Origin of the sequence: Gordonia terrae, from assembly GCF_051789125.1 — a bacterium.
Classification (GTDB): domain Bacteria; phylum Actinomycetota; class Actinomycetes; order Mycobacteriales; family Mycobacteriaceae; genus Gordonia; species Gordonia terrae_A.
In genome coordinates, this window is the sequence record NZ_CP196526.1 from 4,754,216 (window position 1) to 4,769,784 (window position 15,569).

Annotated in this window: 14 protein-coding genes; 10 read left to right on the top strand and 4 right to left on the bottom strand. The window is 68.4% G+C overall.

Annotation, left to right across the window (positions count from 1 at the left end):
* Positions 1-160 precede the first annotated feature (160 nt).
* The 6 genes from ACSUZC_RS21660 (at position 161) to ACSUZC_RS21685 (ending at position 5,529) form a co-directional block, all read left to right on the top strand.
* On the top strand, positions 161-907 hold the full coding sequence (locus ACSUZC_RS21660; protein ID WP_439030503.1) for a pirin family protein: 747 nt from the start codon (positions 161-163) through the stop codon (positions 905-907).
* Positions 908-968: 61 nt separating this feature from the next.
* Positions 969-1,646 (top strand): GntR family transcriptional regulator, encoded by a 678-nt coding sequence (locus ACSUZC_RS21665; protein WP_439030504.1) that lies wholly within the window; start codon positions 969-971, stop codon positions 1,644-1,646.
* Between the two features lie 88 nt (positions 1,647-1,734).
* The gene (locus ACSUZC_RS21670) at positions 1,735-3,102 is read left to right on the top strand and encodes a nucleobase:cation symporter-2 family protein (protein ID WP_439030505.1); all 1,368 of its coding nucleotides are present in this window, start codon (positions 1,735-1,737) and stop codon (positions 3,100-3,102) included.
* Complete coding sequence (locus ACSUZC_RS21675; protein WP_439030506.1) at positions 3,099-4,172, top strand: ring-opening amidohydrolase; 1,074 nt, start codon at positions 3,099-3,101, stop codon at positions 4,170-4,172. Before ACSUZC_RS21670 ends, ACSUZC_RS21675 begins: the two co-directional genes overlap by 4 nt.
* Positions 4,169-4,873: a biuret amidohydrolase gene (gene biuH / locus ACSUZC_RS21680; protein ID WP_439030507.1), complete on the top strand. Its 705-nt coding sequence runs from the start codon at positions 4,169-4,171 to the stop codon at positions 4,871-4,873. Before ACSUZC_RS21675 ends, biuH begins: the two co-directional genes overlap by 4 nt.
* A 32-nt stretch (positions 4,874-4,905) precedes the next feature.
* Positions 4,906-5,529 carry an alpha/beta fold hydrolase gene (locus tag ACSUZC_RS21685; RefSeq protein WP_439030508.1) on the top strand — a complete coding sequence of 208 codons (624 nt, stop codon included), beginning with the start codon at positions 4,906-4,908 and terminating at the stop codon, positions 5,527-5,529.
* A gap of 126 nt (positions 5,530-5,655) precedes the next feature.
* On the opposite strand, the gene ACSUZC_RS21690 is transcribed toward ACSUZC_RS21685, so the two are convergent.
* A complete protein-coding gene (locus ACSUZC_RS21690) occupies positions 5,656-6,387 on the bottom strand; it encodes a sterol desaturase family protein (protein WP_439030509.1) in 732 nt (243 codons plus the stop codon).
* The gene (locus ACSUZC_RS21695) at positions 6,387-7,130 is read right to left on the bottom strand and encodes a FadR/GntR family transcriptional regulator (RefSeq protein ID WP_439030510.1); all 744 of its coding nucleotides are present in this window, start codon (positions 7,128-7,130) and stop codon (positions 6,387-6,389) included. The genes ACSUZC_RS21690 and ACSUZC_RS21695 overlap by 1 nt, the downstream gene beginning before the upstream one ends.
* A gap of 89 nt (positions 7,131-7,219) precedes the next feature.
* On the opposite strand from ACSUZC_RS21695, the gene ACSUZC_RS21700 reads away from it, so the two are divergent.
* Complete coding sequence (locus ACSUZC_RS21700) at positions 7,220-7,681, top strand: pyridoxamine 5'-phosphate oxidase family protein (protein WP_439030511.1); 462 nt, start codon at positions 7,220-7,222, stop codon at positions 7,679-7,681.
* 4 nt (positions 7,682-7,685) lie between these two features.
* Here the strand turns inward: ACSUZC_RS21700 and ACSUZC_RS21705 are convergent, their stop codons facing one another.
* A complete protein-coding gene (locus ACSUZC_RS21705; RefSeq protein ID WP_439030512.1) occupies positions 7,686-9,137 on the bottom strand; it encodes a dihydrolipoyl dehydrogenase family protein in 1,452 nt (483 codons plus the stop codon).
* A gap of 101 nt (positions 9,138-9,238) precedes the next feature.
* Here ACSUZC_RS21705 and ACSUZC_RS21710 point away from each other — a divergent pair, with 101 nt between their 5' ends.
* Positions 9,239-11,335: a M13 family metallopeptidase gene (locus tag ACSUZC_RS21710; RefSeq protein WP_439030513.1), complete on the top strand. Its 2,097-nt coding sequence runs from the start codon at positions 9,239-9,241 to the stop codon at positions 11,333-11,335.
* A 5-nt stretch (positions 11,336-11,340) separates the two neighbouring features.
* On the top strand, positions 11,341-11,913 hold the full coding sequence (locus ACSUZC_RS21715) for a potassium channel family protein (protein ID WP_439030514.1): 573 nt from the start codon (positions 11,341-11,343) through the stop codon (positions 11,911-11,913).
* Between the two features lie 87 nt (positions 11,914-12,000).
* On the opposite strand, the gene ACSUZC_RS21720 is transcribed toward ACSUZC_RS21715, so the two are convergent.
* Entirely contained in the window at positions 12,001-13,128 is a 1,128-nt protein-coding gene (locus tag ACSUZC_RS21720; protein WP_439030515.1) for an NDMA-dependent alcohol dehydrogenase, read from the bottom strand.
* Positions 13,129-13,388: 260 nt separating this feature from the next.
* Here ACSUZC_RS21720 and ACSUZC_RS21725 point away from each other — a divergent pair, with 260 nt between their 5' ends.
* A complete protein-coding gene (locus ACSUZC_RS21725) occupies positions 13,389-15,554 on the top strand; it encodes an MMPL family transporter (protein ID WP_439030516.1) in 2,166 nt (721 codons plus the stop codon).
* Positions 15,555-15,569: the final 15 nt, after the last annotated feature.

A 15,569-nucleotide genomic window follows, 5' to 3' on the forward strand; every position in this document is an offset into this window, starting at 1 on the left:
GAAATCGACGCCGCCAGCTTCCATTCGGGGATCAAGCCGGTCACGAACGCATCTCGTCGAGGGGACCTTTGACACTGCGACGCATGCACCATGGCCGCGGGTACCGGCCTCAGGGTGCGGCCCGACCGTTCACAGCCTGCCGGACTGCGATGATGGGCGCATGGCTTTCACGGTGATCCGGAGTGACGATCGTGCCCTCACGAGCACCGACTGGCTGAGCTCGCGGCACTGCTTCTCCTTCGGCGACCACTACGACCCGTCGAACACCCATTTCGGGTCCCTGCTCGCGGTCAACGACGAGCTGGTGGCTCCCGGCGAGGGCTTCGATCTGCACACGCATCGGGAGAGCGAGATCGTCACCTGGGTGGTGTCGGGGACACTGGTCCACCGCGACTCGGCCGGTCATTCCGGGGTTCTCCGCCGCGGCCTGGTGCAGCGGATGAGCGCCGGCACCGGCGTCGAACATTCCGAACGCAACGACCCCTGGCCGGGGCTGGCCGAGACCGGCACCGAGCCGGTCCGCTACATCCAGATGTGGGTCATGCCCGACCGCCACGGCCTCGACCCCAGCTACGCCCAGGCCGACATCGGGCAACGCCTCGACGCCGGCGGACTCGTCCCGGTCGTGTCCGGCGACCCCGACCTCCGAGCGGCGATCCCCATCGCCAACGCGGGTGCGACGCTCTACGCCGCCCGGCTCGCTGCCGGCAGTTCCGTCGACGTGCCCGCATCCCGGTACACGCACCTGTTCGTCGTCGACGGTGCGATCCGCGTGACGCCCGACGAGATCGCACTCGGGGCCGGCGACGCACTGCGCGGCGTCGACACGGGCACCGTTCCGATCCGGGCCGACGAGCCGTCCGAGGTGCTGGTGTGGACGATGGCGAGCGGGCTGGGCGGCGCCTGAGGGGCATGGGCGGGTCGCGGCCGGGGCGTGGGCTCGGCGATCCGCGCCTATCCTGACTCCGGTGAGGCCCGAATCCGAGACGCCCGACCCCACCCTGTCCGTACGGACCATCACCGTGCCGGCGACGAGGGACGCGATCGCCGCGGCGATCCGCGACGACGTGCTGGACGGCCGGCTCGCTCCCGGCGACCGCCTGCCGGAGCCCATGCTCGCCGAGAGATTCGGCGTCTCGCGCGTACCAGTGCGAGAAGCCCTGTCCCAGTTGCAGAGTGAGGGCTTCGTCAATCTCGAGCGATACAAGGGGGCGACGGTCTCCGGAGCGTCCCGTACCGATGCGCTCGAGGTGATGCAGGTGCGTCGCGGTCTCGAGGTCTTCGGCGCCCGGCTCGCCGCGGAGCGTCGCGGCGGGGAGTACGCCGATCAGCTACGCGCGATCACCGAGTCGGGTACGGCGGCCGAACAATCGCGGCGACATGACGCGGTGCCGCCCCTGGTGATGCAGTTCCACGCACTGGTCGCCTCGGCGTCGGGCAACGGCGAGCTCGCCAGAACACTCGACCGCACACTGCGCCGCATCGCCTGGGTCTTCGACCGGGAGGTCGCCGCCCGCGCCGATGGGTGCTGGCGCGACCACACCGCCATCGCCGGGGCCATCCTCGACGGCTCTCCGGTCCAGGCCGGCTACCTCATGGACGAGCACGTTCGCAAAGACGAGGATCTGGTCCGGACGTTGCTATAGGCAAAGTTCGTATACGACTCCGACGCGTTTAACGAGTAGGTAACGCGGCCTAACGTCGAAGACACGCAGAACGTATACGAATTAGCCCATGCACAAACTCCTCAGAGCCCGCGCCGGAACATTCGGCGTCACCGGGTGGTGGCGTACCGGTGTCTTCGGCGCCCAGCACGTCATCGTCATGTACACCGGATGCGTCACCGTTCCCCTGGTCTTCGGTGCCGCCCTCGGCCTCGACCGGCAGACCATCGGCATGCTCGTCAACGCCGACCTGTTGATCGCCGGCATCGTCACCATCATCCAGGCGGCGGGCATCGGTAGATTCCTGGGTGCCCGCATGCCGGTGGTGGCGGGCGCCTCGTTCACCGCGGTCACGCCGATGATCCTCATCGGACAGGAGTACGGCCTCAACGCGGTCTACGGCTCGATGATCGGTGCGGGTGTGTTCGCCATCTTGATGGCGGTCCCGTTCTCCAAGCTGCTGCGCTTCTTCCCGCCCGCCGTGCGCGGCGCCGCGGTCACGATGATCGGCCTCTCGCTCATCGGCAAGGCGGTGTCGATGATCTTCGACGACGAGCCCGCCGACGGCACCCGCCTGTCCCTGGCTCTCGGCATCGTCATCGTGGTGGTCGCGCTGATGCGCTACGGAACCGGATTCCTGCGTCAGGCAGCGGTCCTCATCGCCCTGGTGCTGGGCACCGGTGCCGCCGCGGCGATGTCGTTGACCGACTTCTCCGGGGTCGGCGGCGCCGCGTGGTTCGGCGTCCCCGAGCCGTTCTTCTTCGGCGCCCCGACCTTCCCGCTCGCCGGCATCATCTCGATGAGCATCGTGATGATCGTCATCTTCATCGAGTCCACGGCGTACATGATGGCGATCTCGGAGACCACCGGGATCGACGCCGACCCGCCGCGCATCGCCCGTGGCCTCGCTGCAGACGGCGTCTCCGCGGTTCTCGCCGGCGCGTGGACCTCGTTCCCGGACACCATCTTCGCGCAGAACGTCAGTCTCGTCCGGCTCACGAAGGTGACGAGCCGGACGGTGGTCGTGGTCGCGGGAGCGATCCTCATCGTCCTCGCCGTGATCCCGAAACTCGGCGAGACCATCGCCAGCCTGCCCGGCGCGGTCATCGGGTCGGTGAGCCTGGTGATGTTCGCGACCGTCGCCGGGACCGGCATCGCCACCCTGTCCAAGGTCGACTACCGCGACAACGACAACCTGCTGATCGTGTCCCTCGCGCTCGGGGCGGGCATGATCCCGGTCGTCGCGAAGGACGTGTACAGCAACTTCCCGGCAGAGGTGCAGATCATCTTCGGCAACGCGATCAGCAGTGCCGTGATCACCGCCTTCGTGCTGAACCTCTTCTTCCACCATCTACCCGGCCGCAGGCGTTCCGACCGCGGTGGCCACACCGATCCGCCGACGGCGGACCCCATCGCCGACAAGGAGACCGTGGCGTGACCGGCGTACGACTGCTGACCGTCCCCACCACCGGACCCGACGACACCGACGCATTGAACCTGTTGTCCGAGAACGGATCTTCCATCGAGAGCATTCTCGCCGTGGTCGGCAAGACCGAGGGCAACGGCTGCGTGAACGATTTCAGCCGGACCCTGGCCGCGGCGGCGTGGGAACCGCGACTGACCGATGCCGCGATCACGGTGTTCTCCGGTGGAACCGAAGGTGTTCTCGCCCCGCATGTGAACCTGCTCGTCGCCGACGACTCCCGCGACCCGCGCCACGATCGAGGCCTGGTCGCGGCCGTCGGGACCACCCCGGTGATCCCACCCGAGGAGCTGGGCCGCACCGGTCAACGGGAGGCGGTCCGCGACACCGTCGCCAAACTCCTCGTCGACCTCGGCATCGGTTCGGACGACGTGCACCTGGTGCTCGTCAAGTGTCCCCTGCTCACCTCGACCGACATCGCCGGATTACGCAGTCGCGGTGTCGAACCCGTGAGCGATGACACCTACGAGTCGATGGCGCGCTCGCGTGCCGCCAGTTCCCTGGGCGTCGCCGCGGCCCTCGGCGAGATCGACGACGACACGGCGCAGGCGGCACTCCTCGGCCTGCGCGAGGCGTGGTCCAACAGGGCATCGGCGAGCGCCGGTGCCGAGCTGGACACCTGCCATGTCCTCGTCCTCGGTGAGAGCCCGGTCGCGTCGAACCCGCTGCGGGCGTTGCACACCGAGATGACCGACGCCTATGACCTCGCCGCACTGCAGGAAGCTGCCGCGGTGGTCGCTCGCGCGGGCGGACGGATCCGGCAGTTGTTCGTCAAGGCCGAGTCCGATCCCACCGGGACCATCCGAGGGCTGCGCCACACCATGCTCACCGACTCCGACATCAACGCCACCCGTCACGCACGTGCCGCGGTCGGTGCGCTCGCCGCCGCGGTGAAGGGTGACGGAGCCGTGTACGTCTCCGGAGGCGCCGAACACCAGGGCCGTCCCGGTGGCGGCAGCGTCACCGTCGTCTACGAGGTCGATCCCCCGCACGCCGACACCCTCACTCCAGGAGCACTCCGATGACCACCACCGTCGACGCCCACCCCTACGCCTGGCCCTACGACGGCGCACTCGACGTGCGGCGGACCGCCCTCCTGCTGATCGACTGGCAGGTCGACTTCTGCGGTCCGGGTGGCTATGTCGACTCGATGGGATACGACCTGTCGTTGACGAGAGCGGGGCTCGCGCCGACCGCCGCCGTCCTCGCCTCATGCCGCGCCGCCGGGATGCTCGTCGTCCACACCCGCGAAGGTCATCGACCCGACCTCGCCGACCTGCCCGCCAACAAACGCTGGCGATCGGCTCGCGCCGGCGCCGAAATCGGTTCCACCGGACCGTGCGGCCGGATACTCGTCCGCGGCGAACCCGGGTGGGAGATCGTGCCCGAGGTCGCGCCCCTTCCCGGCGAACCCGTCATCGACAAGCCGGGCAAGGGCGCGTTCTACGCCACCGATCTCGACCTGATCCTGCGGTCGGCCGGAATCACACACCTGATCCTCACCGGGATCACCACCGACGTCTGCGTGCACACCACGATGCGCGAGGCCAACGACCGCGGATTCGAATGCCTGGTGCTGTCGGACTGCACGGGCGCAACCGACCACGACCACCACCTGGCCGCACTGAGCATGATCGCCATGCAGGGCGGGGTCTTCGGGGCGACGGCGACGTCGGCGCAGCTGCTGAGCACCCTCGGCACGGTCACCGCGGCCGTCGGCTCGTGAGGACATCGCGGCGGGCGGTCCTGGTGTGTGGCGTGGCCACCGACCCACCGGTGTGGGACTCGACGGCACGCGCTCTCATCGCCGTCGGATACGACGTCGACGTCCCGATCCGGCCCCAATCCGGTTGCCTCGACACCGAAGTCGAGTTCCTCGCGCCACGGTGTGAGGGCGCAGTGGTCTTCGCGGTGAGCGGGGGCGCCACGCTCGGCGTCGAACTGGCCGCCCGTGGCGTCGAGATGGCGATGGCCGTTCTCCACGAACCGGCCGCCGGGTCACTCGCTCCGGGTCTGCTCGACTCTGTCGTCGACGGGTTCGGGAAGTTCGGTGTTCCCGGTTTCGGGCGCGCGCTCTACGGGCCGGGTTGGAGTGCGGAGATGACGTCGGCCGACTCCACCGTCGTGGCAAGGGAACTCGCGATGTTCCGTGCCTTCGAGCCGCGCAAACCACTCGTCGACGCCGCGTCGGTGACCCTCACGGTGGGCGAGCGATCCTCAGCGGCACGGTACGCATCGGTCGATGCCCTCGCCGGCCTGTGCGGGTTCCGCCGACGCGTCCTCGGCGGGACGTCGCACGCGGCGCACCTGGACCACGCTTTCGGACCGGTGATCGACGAGCTGGCGTCCACGCCTGGTCCCTCTCGACTCACCCGCGGGTGACCGAGCACCCCTGATGCCGACCTGGTCCGGCCGGCACACACCCACCCCCAATGGACAAACGCGGCGCCCTGACGCCGCCGCGTCTGTCCATCTCTGGTGGATCTGGGCCCTACGCCGTAACCCGCTTCAACTCCTGACCGCCCGGTGGTCTGCCTGCAGGGCGTGCAGATCCTTTGCGGTCGGCGACTTCTCGATGGATTCGGGGTCGGGGTAGGTGTGCATGAGGCGGTCGACGGTGCCCGCGGTGGTGACGGCGAACCAGTAGTGCTCGTTGCGGTAGTGGTGGAACCGGTGATTGCGCCACAGCGTCCGGTAGAACGCGTGCCGGGGACGATAATCCGAGTGGATCAGGTAATGCGTCCACTCGTACACCAGCCCGATCGCGGCCAACACCATCATGAAGGTGAGTCCGCGTTGAGGACTGGCGAACACCACGAGGCCCACCGCGACGGCCGCGAGCACCACCGTGACCAGTACCTGCCACGGAATGAAGACCAGCGGGATGTCCCGCGGATCAGAATGGTGCTCACGGTGTTTGCGGGCGACGAGCGGGTCGATCGTGACCGGCCCGAGCCGCTTGGGCCGCCAGTGCAGGACGAAGACGTGGATCAGCCACTCCGCCGGCGGGAAGCTCGCGACCATCACCACGGGCACGAGGAGATCGGCGATCCCCCAGTCGCCCAGCCACATCCGCGCGGTGAGCGCGATCAACAGAAATGCGGCCATGATCCATGGCGACGGGTGCCGGAGGAACTCGGCGAACGCGGCGCGCAGGGTCATCGACCGGCGTGACCTCATGCGGCGTTCCTCGGCGGCGACCTGCCGCCGCGCTGTGGCGTCGATGTCGTCGGTGGACATCACTTCCCCTTTCCTGGTTCGGATTCGGCGTCTTCGAGTGCCCGACAGAGCTCGAGCAGAGCGGCCGTGGCGGGTGCGAGCAACCCACGGGCAGCGCTTTCCGCGCCATCGGCGTCGTGTGCCGCGATGGCCGCGACGAGCGCCCGGTAGCCCGCGATGTTGCCGACCTCGGGCTCCAGGACCGCCGCGAGTGCGGGGACCGCCGGCTCGTAGGCGGCGCGCAGCGAGTTGTACATGAGCCGGAACGCGATCGAGTCGGCCGCGTCGATCACCGTGCTCCAGAACTCCAGCGCCACCACCTGTTGTCCGACGGGATCCGGTCCGGCCGCAAGCTCGGTGACCACCGCCTCGAGCCTGGCGAGGTGGCCGTCGTCGGCTCGTTGCGCCGCCAGTCGGGCGACGTCAGGCCCGATCGCCGCCCGCGCCTCGACGATCGAGCGGGCCACCCCGGGCACGAGCGCGCCGCCCCGGATCAGCAGCCGCGGAAGCAGATCGAGTCCGCCGGCACGGGCGATGTCCTGAACCCGCGCACCGTCGCCTTGACGAATGGTGACGAGGCCGGCGGCGGCCACACGCTTGAGGGCTTCGCGCACGGTGGGCCGGGAGACTCCGAGGATGCGCGCCAACTCGCGCTCACTGGGCAGCGCCTCTCCCGCCGACAGGTCGCCGGACAGCACACCCTCGACGATCTGGTCGAACACGATCTCGGGTGCGGTCTGCTGCGACACGGGCTCGAACGGCATGAAGCGACGGTAGCGTCGAGCGGACAGGTGGTCAAGTGGTCAGACCACTGTGCCGGGAATGTCTGACCGCTTGGTCCGTTGTATCGACCATGAGCGATCAGAACGCAGCCCGAACAGAGTCCGTCTCGACCGCCACCTTCACCGCCGACGAACTCGAGTTCCTCGGGCGCCCACTTCTCGGGTTCTTCTCGACGGCCAGCGGTCCGACACCCCCGCAGCCCCGGCCGGTCTGGTTCGAGGCATCCGCGGACGGAACGATCCAGCTGTTCACCGGCCCCGACTCACTCAAGGTGCGGCGCCTCGCGGATGACCCGCGGGCGTCGATCGTGATCGCATCGCCGGCCGACGAACGCGAACGATGGATGTCGGTGTCGGGTCCGGCCATGGTCGTGTCCGACACCGCGGCCGCGCGAGAACTCGCCACCCGACTCGCCGAGCGCTACTGGGACCTCGACGATCCCGCCCGCGCACAGGAACTCGCCGAGATCGTGGCAGACGACTGGGTCCGGATCATCATCCGGGCCGAGAAGGTGAAGGGGTTCAGCTTCTGACCGTTCACCTCAACTGATCGAGGAGACGCAGCCACACCTCGCTGACCGTCGGATACGACGGGACCGCGTGCCACAACCGCGACAACGGGACCTCGCCGACGATCGCCACCGTCGCCGAGTGGACGAGTTCGGCGGTCTGCGCACCCACGAACGTGGCGCCGACGAGGACATCGCGCGTCGCGTCGACGACAAGGCACGCATGCCCGGAGTAGTCGGCATCGACGAGATACGAGCCGGCGACCGAGATGTCGCCATCGGCGACCCGCACGTCGACACCGCTGTCTCTGGCCTGCTGCTCGGTGACTCCCACCGAGGCGACCCCCGGTCGGGTGAACACCACCTGCGGGACCGCGCCGTGGTCGGCGCTCGCGACGAACCGGGGATCGTCGAGCGATCGCCCCTCCGCCCGTGCGGCGATCACGTCGCCCGCCACACGCGCCTGGTATTTACCCATGTGGGTCAACGCGTTTCGGCCGTTGACGTCGCCGACCGCGTACAACCACGACCGGTCCGCGACCGTCAGCTGATCATCCACGCCAATCGGACGACCCGGCGCGAGTCCCACCGTCTCCAGCCCGAGATCTCCTGTGGCCGGTGACCTTCCGGCGGCCACCAGGATCTCGTCGACGACCACGTCCCCCGCGCCGTCCCCGGCGAGACGCACGGTGGCCGGGCCTCCGTGGATGCGGCCGTAACCGGTGTGCGCGGCGTCGGGACGGTCGACGGACTCGATGGTGGTTCCGAAGCGGATGTCGGCCCCGCGAGCCCGCAGTGAGTCCGCGATCCGCTGGGAGACGAACGACTCCATCTTCGGCAGCAACCGGTCACCCCGGATGGCCATCACCACCTGGCGCACGCCGAGGTCGAGCAGCCAGGTCACCGCCTCACAGGCCACGACGCCACCACCGAGAACCAGGATGCGGTCCGGGATCTCGACGACGTTCGTCGCGTCGCGGGACGTCCACGGGTTCGCCTCGGCGAGGCCGGGGGTGGGCGGGATCGACGCCGTGCTCCCCGTCGCGACGACCACTGCATGCCGCGCGGTGACCACCGTGTCGCCGACGGTGACCTGTCGCTCACCCGAGATCCGCCCGTGCCCGCGGAGCACATGGACACCGGCACCTTCGGCCCAGCGAACCTGACCGGCATCGTCGTGCCCGAGGCCGGAATCATCGCGGCTGGTCACGGTGTCCCGCCAGCCCAGCACCGCGGCGGGGTCCGGCCGCTCCCCGCTCACCCGTTCACGCGCACCCGCCAGCGCTCGGGCACCCGCGAGCGCAGCCCCCGGACCCAGCAGCGCTTTGCTCGGCATGCACGCCCAGTACGAGCACTCGCCACCCATCAGTTCGTGCTCGATGACGGCCGCCGTGCGATCGCTGCCCCGGATGGCGTAGTCGGCGACGTTCTCGCCGACGGGTCCGCCACCGATCACGACGACGTCATAGATTTCGTCCATCCGTTCAGCGTAGGTGGAGTGCCCGCCTCGATGACGGGGATCGGTACCGCGATTTCCGCCCACGGCTGACGCGGCTGACGAATTGCCGATCGGGTGTCAGGATGGAACGCGTGACTGCATCGAACACAGACCTCAAGTCCGGCCTCGACCTCGAATGGGTCGACGAGTCCGTCCGCATCCAGGACGATCTGTTCGCGCACGTGAACGGGAAGTGGCTCGACTCGCATGTCATTCCCGAAGACCGTTCGGTCGACGGCGCGTTCCACGTGCTGCGCGACAACTCGGAGGAGAACGTCCGCGACATCATCACCGAGTGCGCGGCGTCAAACCCGGAGAGCGGGTCGGACGAACAGAAGATCGGCGATCTCTACGCGTCGTTCATGGACACCGACCACATCGAAGCCCTCGGGATCGGCCCGATCAGCGGCGAGCTGGAGAAGATCGCGGCCCTCGACTCCGTCGACGCGCTCGCTCGTCGCCTCGGCCGGCTGCAACGACACGGGACGGGCGGACTGTTCGGCTACTACGTCGACACCGACGCCCGCCAGTCCGACCGCTACCTCGTGCACCTCACCCAGTCCGGGCTCGGACTGCCCGACGAGTCGTACTACCGGCCCGGTTCCGACGGCACCGACAAGCATGCCGACACCCGGACGGCGTATGTCGCGCACGTCGAGCGGATGTTCGCGCTGGCCGGGTTCGATGACGCCGCCGCGCGTGCCGCAACCGTGCTCGACCTCGAGACCGCGATCGCCGCGGAGCACTGGGACGTGGTCCGCCGCCGCGATGCCGAGCTCACCTACAACCTGATGTCGCTGGACGAATTGTCGTCCACCGCAGACGGGTTCCCGCTCAGCGAGTGGTTCGGCGGGCTGGGCACCAGCGGCGATGCGACCTTCGGTGAGGTCGTCGTCGCACAGCCGTCCTTCGTGTCCGGGGTCTCCGGTCTCATCGGGTCACGGCCGCTCGAGGAATGGAAGACGTGGCTGACGTGGCGCCTGCTGCATTCGGCGGCCCCCTACCTCTCGTCGGTGTTCGTCGACGAGAACTTCGACTTCTACGGCCGCACCCTCACCGGCGCCGAGGCCAACCGCGACCGCTGGAAGCGCGGCGTCGGCTTCGTCGAGGCGGCGATGGGTTTCGCGGTCGGCAAACTGTATGTGGCCAAGCACTTCCCACCGGAGGCCAAGGCCCGGATGGACGAGCTGATCGCCAACCTCGTCGAGGCCTACCGCCGCAACATCTCCGACCTGCCGTGGATGACCCCCGACACCCGGGAGAAGGCCCTGGTCAAACTCGGCAAGTTCACCCCGAAGGTCGGCTACCCGGCCAAGTGGCGGGACTACAGCTCGCTGTGCGTCGATCGCGGCGACCTCATCGGGAACGTCGCGCGCGCATCGTCGTTCGAGCAGGATCGCGAGTTCGCGAAGATCGGCTCGCCGGTCGACCACGACGAGTGGTTCATGACGCCGCAGACGGTCAACGCCTACTACAACCCCGGCATGAACGAGATCGTGTTCCCCGCCGCGATCCTGCAGCCACCGTTCTTCGACCCCGAGGCCGATGACGCCGCCAACTACGGCGGGATCGGCGCGGTGATCGGTCATGAGATCGGCCACGGTTTCGACGACCAGGGCGCAAAGTACGACGGCGACGGCAATCTCGTCGACTGGTGGACCGACGCCGACCGGACCGAGTTCTCGTCGCGCACGCGCAAACTGATCGATCAGTACGGCGAGTTCACCCCGGTCGGCCTCGACTCCGAGTACAAGGTCAACGGCGAGTTCACGATCGGCGAGAACATCGGTGACCTCGGTGGGTTGTCGATCGGTCTCGTCGCGTATCAGATCGCCAACGAACCCGGCGCCGGGAGCGAAGCGAGCGGGCCGAATCCCGACGGCGCCGGGAGCGAAGCGAGCGGGCCGAATGACACCGGCGCCGGGAGCGAAGCGAGTGCGCCGCCGGTGATCGACGGGTTGACCGGCATCCAGCGTGTGTTCTTCAGCTGGGCTCAGATCTGGCGGACCAAGACCCGCGACGCCGAGGCCATCCGTCGACTGTCCATCGATCCGCATTCGCCGCCGGAGTTCCGGTGCAACGGCGTCGTCCGCAACATGGACGCCTTCTATGAGGCGTTCGACGTGAAGCCGGGTGACGCACTGTATCTGGACGAGGCTGAGCGCGTCCGGATCTGGTGAACGCGGTGCCCGACGCTGACGGAGGATCCCAGAACACGAGTTCCCCGGCGGCGCCGGGTACGGCCGGCTCTCTCGGGCTGGTGCGGGGGCGCGAACTCACGGTCGCTCTGCTCCGCCCGATCGGTGCGGCGGTCATCCTGCTCGCCGAGTATTTTCTGCTGCCCATCGACAAGGCGAGCGATCTGAACTATCTCGGGTTGGTGCTGGGCGCGGTTCTGCTGCTGGCGTTCTGCGTCTGGGAGGTCCGCAAGTTCGCGCACTCCGACCGTCCGGTCGCGACCGCGATGGAGATGCTCGTCGCGCTGGCCGGGTTCTACATCGTCGCCTTCGCAACGACGTATTTCCTGTTCTCCGAGTACGATCCCGGGAGCTTCAACGAGTCGCTCACCCGGGTCGACGCCCTCTACTTCTGTCTGACCGTGTTCACCACGACGGGTTTCGGTGACATCGCGCCGGATTCGCAGGGGGCGCGTATCGCGGTCTCCATCCAGATGGCGAGCACCCTGCTGCTACTCGGACTCGGCGTCCGGTTCCTCAATCTGCTGGTGACCCAGCGACGCCAGGTCACCGGACGGTGACCTGGCGTCGTTGAACGGGACCGGGGTTGAACGGGACCGGGTTGAACGGGACCGGGTTGATCCGGACCGCAGCTCAGGCGGCCGGGCTCAGTAGTCGTCCTCGCCGTAGACGATCATGCCGCGAATGTTGTTGCCCGCCAGCATGTCGTCGTAGGCCTCGTTGATCTGGTCGAGCCGGTAGGTCTTGGTCACCAGGTCGTCGAGGTTGAGCTTTCCGGCACGGTATTCGTTGAGCAGTGCCGGTACCTGCGTGCGCGGGCTCGCGCCACCGAAGATCGCGCCCTGCACGCGCTTCTGCATGAGGGTGAGGTCGAACAGGTTCATCTGGGCGTCCATCGACTGGAAGTTGCCCATGCCGACCACGACGACCTGCCCTGCCTTGCCGGTGAGCGCGAGGGCGGGGGCGATCATCGAGCCGTCGATCTCGCCCACGGTGAGGATCGTGGTGTTGGCCATCTTGCCCCACGTGATGTCACCGATCGCCTCGAGCGCGGCTTCCATCGACGGGAAGGTGTGTGTCGCACCGAGTTTCTCGGCCATCTGCAACTTGAACGGCACCGGATCGACGGCGATGACGTTGCGTGCGCCGGCGGCGGCCGCACCCTGGATCGAGTTGATGCCGACTCCACCGATGCCGACGACCACCACGGTGTCACCGGCGTGCGTGCCGCCGATCTCCACGGCCGAACCCCATCCGGTCGCGACGCCGCAGCCGAGCAGTGCAGCCGCCTGCAGCGGGATGTCGTCTTCGATCTTGACCAGCGACGCCTGGTTCACGGTGATGTACGGCGCGAAGGTACCGAGCATGCACATCTGCACGAGGGGGAGCCCGTCGGAGGTGAACGCGCGGTTGGTGTCGTCGGAGATGGACAGACCCGTCAGCAGGCGGGCTCCCTCGTCGCAGATGTTCTGCTGACCGCGCGAGCACGGCTCGCAGGTTCCGCAGGCGGGGATGAACGCGGTGACGACGTGGTCGCCTTCTTTGAGCTTCGTGACGCCTGGGCCGACCTTCGTCACCACACCCGCGCCCTCGTGGCCGCCGAGGACCGGCATCGGCGCGGGGCTGTCACCGGTCCGCAGATGATGGTCGGAGTGGCACAGGCCCGAGCTGACGAGCTTGACCTGGACCTCGCCCGCCACCGGGTCACCGAGTTCGAATTCCTCGATCTTCCACTCTTCGCCCGGATTCCGCAGAACTGCACCCTTGGTCTTCATACGTGCTCCCTTGCTCGTGCCGCCCCACTGGGGGCGTCAGATATCGCCGTCTGCTTATGCGACGTAGATCACATGGTGGTCGAACTCGGAGTCGGGCGCAGCAGATTCACCCGATCCATGGCACAAGATTGCGTGTGGTGTTCCAGCGAGCGGGTCAGTGCGCCATCCGGACGGTCGACGACACCGAATCCGCGGGCATGCAGCCGTTTTCTCGGCGCGGGTCGACCGCGCGCGCAGCCGACGCGTGTCACGATGAACGCATGCCGGACACGTCCGATTCGAGTCCCCGTCCCGTTCGCAGGATGCGCTGGCTCATCCCGGCCCTGCTCCTCCTCGGCTGGCTCGTCATCGGCGGTGTGACCGGCCCCTTCGCCGGGCAGCTGGCGAGCGTCGCGAGCAATGACAACAGCACGTTTCTCCCGTCCTCTGCCGAGTCGACGCAGGTCCAGAATCTGCTCGCCGATTTCCAGGACACCGACGAGATCCCCGCGATCGTCATCGCGGAACGGACCGGCGGGATCACCCCGGGTGATCTCGAGTTCCTGACCACCGCCACCGCGCCGCTGGCGGGCACCGACGGTTTCGGCCCGGCCGTCTCGCCGCCGATCCCGTCGGAGGACGGCGAGGCCGCCGAACTCTTCGTACCGATCTCCACGGAGGGTGAACCCGCCGACACCGTCGAAGTGCTGCGCGAGGCGCTGGCCGACGCGCCGGCCGGCCTGGACGTGGCCGTCACCGGCCCGGCGGGCCAGGTCGCCGATCTCGGCGAAGCCTTCGCCGGCATCGACGGCCTGCTGCTGCTGGTGGCCGGTTCCGTGGTGATCCTGATCCTCATCGTCGTGTACCGCAGCCCGATCCTGCCGTTCGTCGTGCTGGTCTCGGCGATCTTCGCCCTGGGCCTGGCGTCGGGGGCGGTCTACTTCCTGACCAAGCAGGGTGTCCTCGACCTCAACGGTCAGAGTCAGGGAATCCTGTTCATCCTCGTCTTCGGGGCGGCGACCGACTACGCGCTGCTGCTGGTCTCGCGGTATCGCGAGGAACTCATCGCCACCGACGACAAGTACGCGGCCATCCGGCAGGCGTGGCGGGCGACCATCGAACCGGTCGGCGCCTCGGCCGGCACGGTCATCGCCGGCGTCCTGTGTCTGCTGCTGTCGGATCTGAACTCCAACAAGAGCCTCGGCCCGGTCGCGGCGCTCGGCATCGTGGCGTCGTTCCTGGCGTCGATGACGTTCCTGCCCGCCGCGCTGGCGCTGCTCGGGCGCACCGCGTTCTGGCCGCTCCGACCGAAGTACGCGCCGTCCACCTCGGCCGACACCGGCGCCACCCACCGGCTGTGGAAGCGCATCGCCGACCGGGTGGCCGCGTCACCGCGCGCCATCTGGGCGGGCACGCTCATCCTCTTGCTCATCGGCGCCGCGTTCGCCCCGACGTTCAAGGCCGACGGCGTCGCCACGACCGATTACTTCATGGGAACCGTGGAATCGGTCGAGGGCGCGAAGGTGCAGGCCGAGCACTTCGACGCGGGCAGTGGGTCACCGACCTACGTCATCACCGCGGAGGCAAGCGGCGGCCAGGTGCTGGAAAAGGTGCGGGCCACCGAGGGTGTCGCGGGAGCCGACCTCGTGCGGGGCCCCGACCCCGCCGACACCGCCCCGCTGGTGCGCGACGGGAAGGTCGCGATCACCGCGACGCTCACCGACAACGCCGACTCGCTGGCCGCGCAGGACACCGTGATCGCCATCCGCGCGGCTGTCGACGGCGTGCCGGACACGCTGGTCGGCGGCACCACCGCGATCGACCTCGACACCCGCGAGACTTCCATCCACGACCGCAACCTGATCATCCCGATCGTGCTGCTTGTCGTCTTCGTCATCCTCGTGGCACTACTGCGCAGCATCCTCGCGCCGGCCATCCTGCTCGCCACGACGGTCCTGTCGTTCGCCGCGACGCTCGGGGTGGCGGCTCTGCTGTTCAACGGACCGTTCGGCTTCCCGGGCGCCGACCCGGTGGTGCCGCTGTTCGCGTTCGTCTTCCTCGTCGCCCTCGGCATCGACTACAACATCTTCCTGATGACGCGGGTGCGTGAGGAGACGCTCCGGCACGGGACGCGGCTCGGAATGATCCGGGGCCTGACCGCGACGGGCGGGGTCATCACCTCGGCCGGCGTGGTCCTCGCGGCGACTTTCGCCGCGCTCGCGGTGATCCCGCTGTTGTTCCTGTTCCAGGTCGCGTTCCTGGTGGCGTTCGGGGTGCTCGTCGACACGCTGATCGTGCGGACGCTGCTCGTGCCCGCCCTGACCCTCGACATCGGGCGACGGATCTGGTGGCCGAGCGCACTTGCGCGGAGCGATCACCGGGCGGAGAAGGTCGCTGCTGCAACGGAGTTCACCGATTCTGCGCCTCCGCATCCGGGAAAGGGTTAGCGTCGGGTATTCCAC

What these genes read in the sequence shown, in the direction of transcription:
- ACSUZC_RS21690 (WP_439030509.1), bottom strand. Translation starts at nt 6,387, where the DNA reads ATGTCCACCGACGACATCGACGCCACAGCGCGGCGGCAGGTCGCCGCC.
- ACSUZC_RS21725 (WP_439030516.1), top strand. Translation starts at nt 13,389, where the DNA reads ATGCCGGACACGTCCGATTCGAGTCCCCGTCCCGTTCGCAGGATGCGC.
- ACSUZC_RS21720 (WP_439030515.1), bottom strand. Translation starts at nt 13,128, where the DNA reads ATGAAGACCAAGGGTGCAGTTCTGCGGAATCCGGGCGAAGAGTGGAAG.
- ACSUZC_RS21710 (WP_439030513.1), top strand. Translation starts at nt 9,239, where the DNA reads ATGGAACGCGTGACTGCATCGAACACAGACCTCAAGTCCGGCCTCGAC.
- ACSUZC_RS21670 (WP_439030505.1), top strand. Translation starts at nt 1,735, where the DNA reads ATGCACAAACTCCTCAGAGCCCGCGCCGGAACATTCGGCGTCACCGGG.
- ACSUZC_RS21705 (WP_439030512.1), bottom strand. Translation starts at nt 9,137, where the DNA reads ATGGACGAAATCTATGACGTCGTCGTGATCGGTGGCGGACCCGTCGGC.
- ACSUZC_RS21700 (WP_439030511.1), top strand. Translation starts at nt 7,220, where the DNA reads ATGAGCGATCAGAACGCAGCCCGAACAGAGTCCGTCTCGACCGCCACC.
- ACSUZC_RS21695 (WP_439030510.1), bottom strand. Translation starts at nt 7,130, where the DNA reads ATGCCGTTCGAGCCCGTGTCGCAGCAGACCGCACCCGAGATCGTGTTC.
- biuH (WP_439030507.1), top strand. Translation starts at nt 4,169, where the DNA reads ATGACCACCACCGTCGACGCCCACCCCTACGCCTGGCCCTACGACGGC.
- ACSUZC_RS21660 (WP_439030503.1), top strand. Translation starts at nt 161, where the DNA reads ATGGCTTTCACGGTGATCCGGAGTGACGATCGTGCCCTCACGAGCACC.